The following is a 3754-nucleotide window of genomic DNA, read 5'->3' on the forward strand; positions in this document are numbered from 1 at the left end:
CTCGACTACCAGAACGTGCGCGCCGACTACGTCACCGCCTGGTGGAACCTGGTCAACTGGTCCGACGCCGAGGCCCGCCTCCAGCGCGCCCGCACCCAGACCGCCGGGCTCATCGTCCCCGCCTGACCCCCACCCCGCCCCGGTCGGCCACCGAGCCGCCGACCACCGCGGGGACACCGCACCACCGCCGAACCCCGGGTTGTGCGCCGTTCAAGGCCTCGAACGACACCCAACCCGGGGTTCGGCACGCCCGGCAGCACCCAACCCGGGGTTCGGCACGTCCGTGGTGAACCTCGCGCTGTCGCGCATCCGGCGGCCGGTGCCGTCGTCCGGTTCTGGTACAAATGCGTCGCACCGACGCCGCGCCCCCGGACAGCGCGTCCGCGCACCCAGACCCGACGACGAGCCGAGGCCAGCGTGACCGCACCCGAGCCCAACCCGTTCTCCCCGCCGCACCCGCCCGCGGGACCGAGCGGCCCGCCGTCGTCCGGCCCGCCGTCGTCCGGCACGCCGTCGTCCGGCCCGCCGAGGTTCGACGTACCGCCGCCCCCGCTGCCGCCGACGACGCCGTCGCCGTACGGTCCCGCCGCTCCCGGTCCGGGAGCCCCGCCGCGCGAGCCGTCGACGGGCTCCGGCTGGGTCATCGCGGCTTTCCTCCTGTTCTGGCCGCTCGGCGTCCCGGCGCTGCTGGCCTCGCAGCGGGCGGCCCGCGCGCTGGGTGCGCAGGACGTGCAGACCGGCCGCCGGGAGGCCGAGCGGGCCCGCTCCTGGGGTGTCGGCGCGGTCATCACGGGCGCGGTGGCGTACGTCGGCTCGTGGATCGTGCTGGCGGTCCTGCTCGCGTCCGGGATCTTCGCCGCGACGGCGTTCTCCGAGGCGGCGACGCCGCTGCGCGACCCCACCGGCGAGGGCGGCGAGGCGTCCGAGGCGCGGGACACGGAGATCCTCGAGCTCGCGGTCGGCGACTGCGTCGTCACGACCGACCTCCCCGACACCGTCTTCACCGTGCCCGTCGTCCCGTGCGCCGCGGACCACCATGCCGAGGTGTTCGCGATCACCGACCTCCCGGCCGGTGACTACCCCGGCGAGGACGACGTCGAGGCGCTCGCCGAGGAGTTCTGCTTCGAGGCCTTCGAGTCCTACGTCGGGCTTCCCTACGAGGAGTCCGAGCTGTACGCCTGGTGGTTCTCCCCCACCGAGGACAACTGGACGTGGGGCGACCACTCCGTCCAGTGCATCGTCGAGCCGCTGCGCGGCACGGTGACCGGGACGCTCGAGGGCGCCGCCCGCTGACCGGAGCTCGGCCACCGCGCGGCGCCCTCGGCCGCGCTCAGCCCTCCCGGGCCGCCTCCCGGGCCGCCAGCCACTGCGCGAACGTCTGCGTCCCGCGTCTCGCGTCGGGTCCGGGAAGCAGGTCGCCGCCCGCCATCGCGCGACCGAACGCGCCCGGGAAGCGGACCTCGAGGACCCTCTTCCGGCGCCGCTCCGCGGCGAGGTAGCCACGCACCATGTCGGCGAGCCGTTCCTCGCGCGGGCCGGCCATCTCTCCCGCGTCACCCACGGGTCGCCGAGGGCGAGGTCGACGAGCGCGGCTGCGAGCTCGCGCGTCGACACGGGCTGCGTGCGCAGGCGCGGGACGAGCACGACCGGGCCGAGCGTCGTCTGCTGCACGGTCTGCGCGGCGAACTCGTGGAACTGCGTCGCCCGCAGGATGCTCCACGGCACCGACCCGGCGCGTACCGCGCGCTCCTGCGCGACCTTCCCGGCGTAGTAGCCGCCCGGAGCGGCGTCGATGCCGACGATCGACAGCGCGACGTGGTGCCGGACCCCGTCGCGACGTCCCGCCGCGAGCAGCGTGCTCGTGGTTGCCTCGAAGAAGTCCCGGGAGCGCCGTGCCGACAGCGTCGTGACGTTGCCGACGTCGATCACGGCGTCCACGCCACGCAGGTCGACGCCCGAGCCGGTGACGAGGTCGACGCCGCGCGACCGGCTGAGCACGAGCGGGTCGTGCCCGAGCTCCTCCAGCCGCGCGACGACGTGCGTGCCGACCGTGCCGGTGCCGCCGGCGACCGCGACGCGGGTCATGCCAGCACCTCCGCGGAGGCGGTGGTCGAGTCCTGCGGTATCAGAACCGGGGCCGGGGCTGGGACCGGGGGCGCGATCGGGAGCGGGATCGGAGCGGGGGTGTTCGTCATGCACACCCGACCGTGCAGGGCCCTCGGACGTGACACCGGACCTCGGGTGCCCGCGCCCGAGGCCCGGCGGGGGTCAGTCCTTCGTGACGAACAGGTGGCGCGCGACGTCGTCGGGCAGGTCGAGGACCGTCGCGGAACCCTCGCCGGACACCGTGGCACCGCCGACCGACGGCGTCACCACGAGCGGGCGGTGGGGCAGGACCCCCGCCTCCGCGAAGCGCGCGAGCAGCTCGTCGTCGACCTGGACGGGCTCCGCGATGCGCTGCAGCACGACGCGCGTCTCCTGGCCGACCGGCACGCGGTGCGCCGCGACGTGGTTCGGGAGCGAGGCGACGCCGTCGAGGTACTGGACCTCGGGCAGGTTCTCGCCCAGCTCCCGCAGGCCGGGGATGGGGTTGCCGTAGGGGTCGTGCGCCGGGTGGTCCAGGAGCTGGATGAGCCGACGCTCCACGAGGTCGCTCATCACGTGCTCCCACCGGCACGCCTCGTTGTGCACGTGCTGCCAGTCGAGCTTGATGACGTCGGTGAGCAGCCGCTCGGCGAGGCGGTGCTTGCGCATGACGCGCACCGCGGTCTGCCGGCCGAGCGGCGTGAGCTCGAGCTGGCGGTCCCCGCCCACGACGACGAGGCCGTCGCGCTCCATGCGCGCGACCGTCTGCGAGACGGTCGGACCGGAGTGGCCCAGACGCTCGGCGATCCGCGCCCGCAGCGGCGGGATGCCCTCCTCCTGCAGCTCGTAGATCGACTTCAGGTACATCTCGGTGGTGTCGATCAGGTCGGTCACGAGGCCTCCCGGGCGGCGCAGGTGTGTGGTAGGACGTGTTCTCTGGAACCGTTCCAGTCTATCGGGTACGGACGTGCTCGAGGTCGATCCTCGGGCGCGCCGTACGGGCATCCTGGCACCCCGTCCGGCCGGACGGGTGAAGGGCTCTGCCCGCCCCGGCGCGCCGTGCCGCCCGTCCCCCGGGCACGAGGGTGGCGGAGGCTACGATCGGCGCTCTCGGCACAGACCCGACCGGAGGATCCCGTGGCATCGACCGACGGCAGCGGCGCGACCGGCGACCGCCCGCGCCGCCCCCGTACGGCGGACTCGCTCACCTGCTCGTTCTGCGGAAAGTCGCAGAAGCAGGTCAAGCGCCTCATCGCCGGCCCCGCGGGCGTCTTCATCTGCGACGAGTGCGTCGCCCTGTGCCTGGAGATGATCGAGGAGGACCGCGAGCCGGAGAGCACCGACGTCGTCTCCGGCGACGGCCGCCTGCCGACCCCGCACGAGATCTTCGCCCACCTCAGCACCTACGTCTCGGGCAGGACCCGGCCAAGCGGGCCCTCGCCGTCGCCGTCCACAACCACTACAAGCGCGTCCGCGCCGCCGCGGCGGCCGCAGAGGCGGCGGAGGCCGGCGACGGCACGCCCGACGCCGACGAGCTCGACGACGTCGAGCTGGCGAAGTCGAACATCTTGCTGATCGGTCCGACGGGGACGGGCAAGACGTATCTGGCGCAGACGTTGGCGCGGATGTTGAACGTGCCGTTCGCGATCGCGGACGCGACGGCGTTGAC

4 protein-coding genes and 1 pseudogene are annotated in these 3754 nt (G+C 74.2%); 3 read left to right on the forward strand and 2 right to left on the reverse strand.

Features of this window, described 5'->3' with window-relative positions:
* On the forward strand, positions 1–126 hold a 126-nt coding region (locus BJF88_RS16275), incomplete at its 5' end, for a Fe-Mn family superoxide dismutase (protein WP_222844027.1).
* A gap of 291 nt (positions 127–417) precedes the next feature.
* Positions 418–1293, forward strand: a complete 876-nt coding sequence (locus BJF88_RS16280; protein WP_075829563.1) for a septum formation family protein — start codon at positions 418–420, stop codon at positions 1291–1293.
* A 37-nt stretch (positions 1294–1330) separates the two neighbouring features.
* On the opposite strand, the gene BJF88_RS23920 is transcribed toward BJF88_RS16280, so the two are convergent.
* Together BJF88_RS23920 and BJF88_RS16290 are read right to left on the reverse strand one after the other, a co-directional pair.
* Positions 1331–1561, reverse strand: coding sequence for a hypothetical protein (locus tag BJF88_RS23920; protein ID WP_369824658.1), 231 nt, complete (start codon positions 1559–1561; stop codon positions 1331–1333).
* Between the two features lie 707 nt (positions 1562–2268).
* On the reverse strand, positions 2269–2979 hold the full coding sequence (locus tag BJF88_RS16290; protein WP_075829564.1) for a metal-dependent transcriptional regulator: 711 nt from the start codon (positions 2977–2979) through the stop codon (positions 2269–2271).
* Positions 2980–3222: 243 nt separating this feature from the next.
* Here BJF88_RS16290 and BJF88_RS16295 point away from each other — a divergent pair.
* Positions 3223–3754 (forward strand): annotated as a pseudogene (locus BJF88_RS16295) (ClpX C4-type zinc finger protein); the annotation flags it as partial.

It is taken from the genome of Cellulosimicrobium sp. CUA-896, assembly GCF_001942335.1.
In the GTDB taxonomy this organism is placed as follows: domain Bacteria; phylum Actinomycetota; class Actinomycetes; order Actinomycetales; family Cellulomonadaceae; genus Cellulosimicrobium.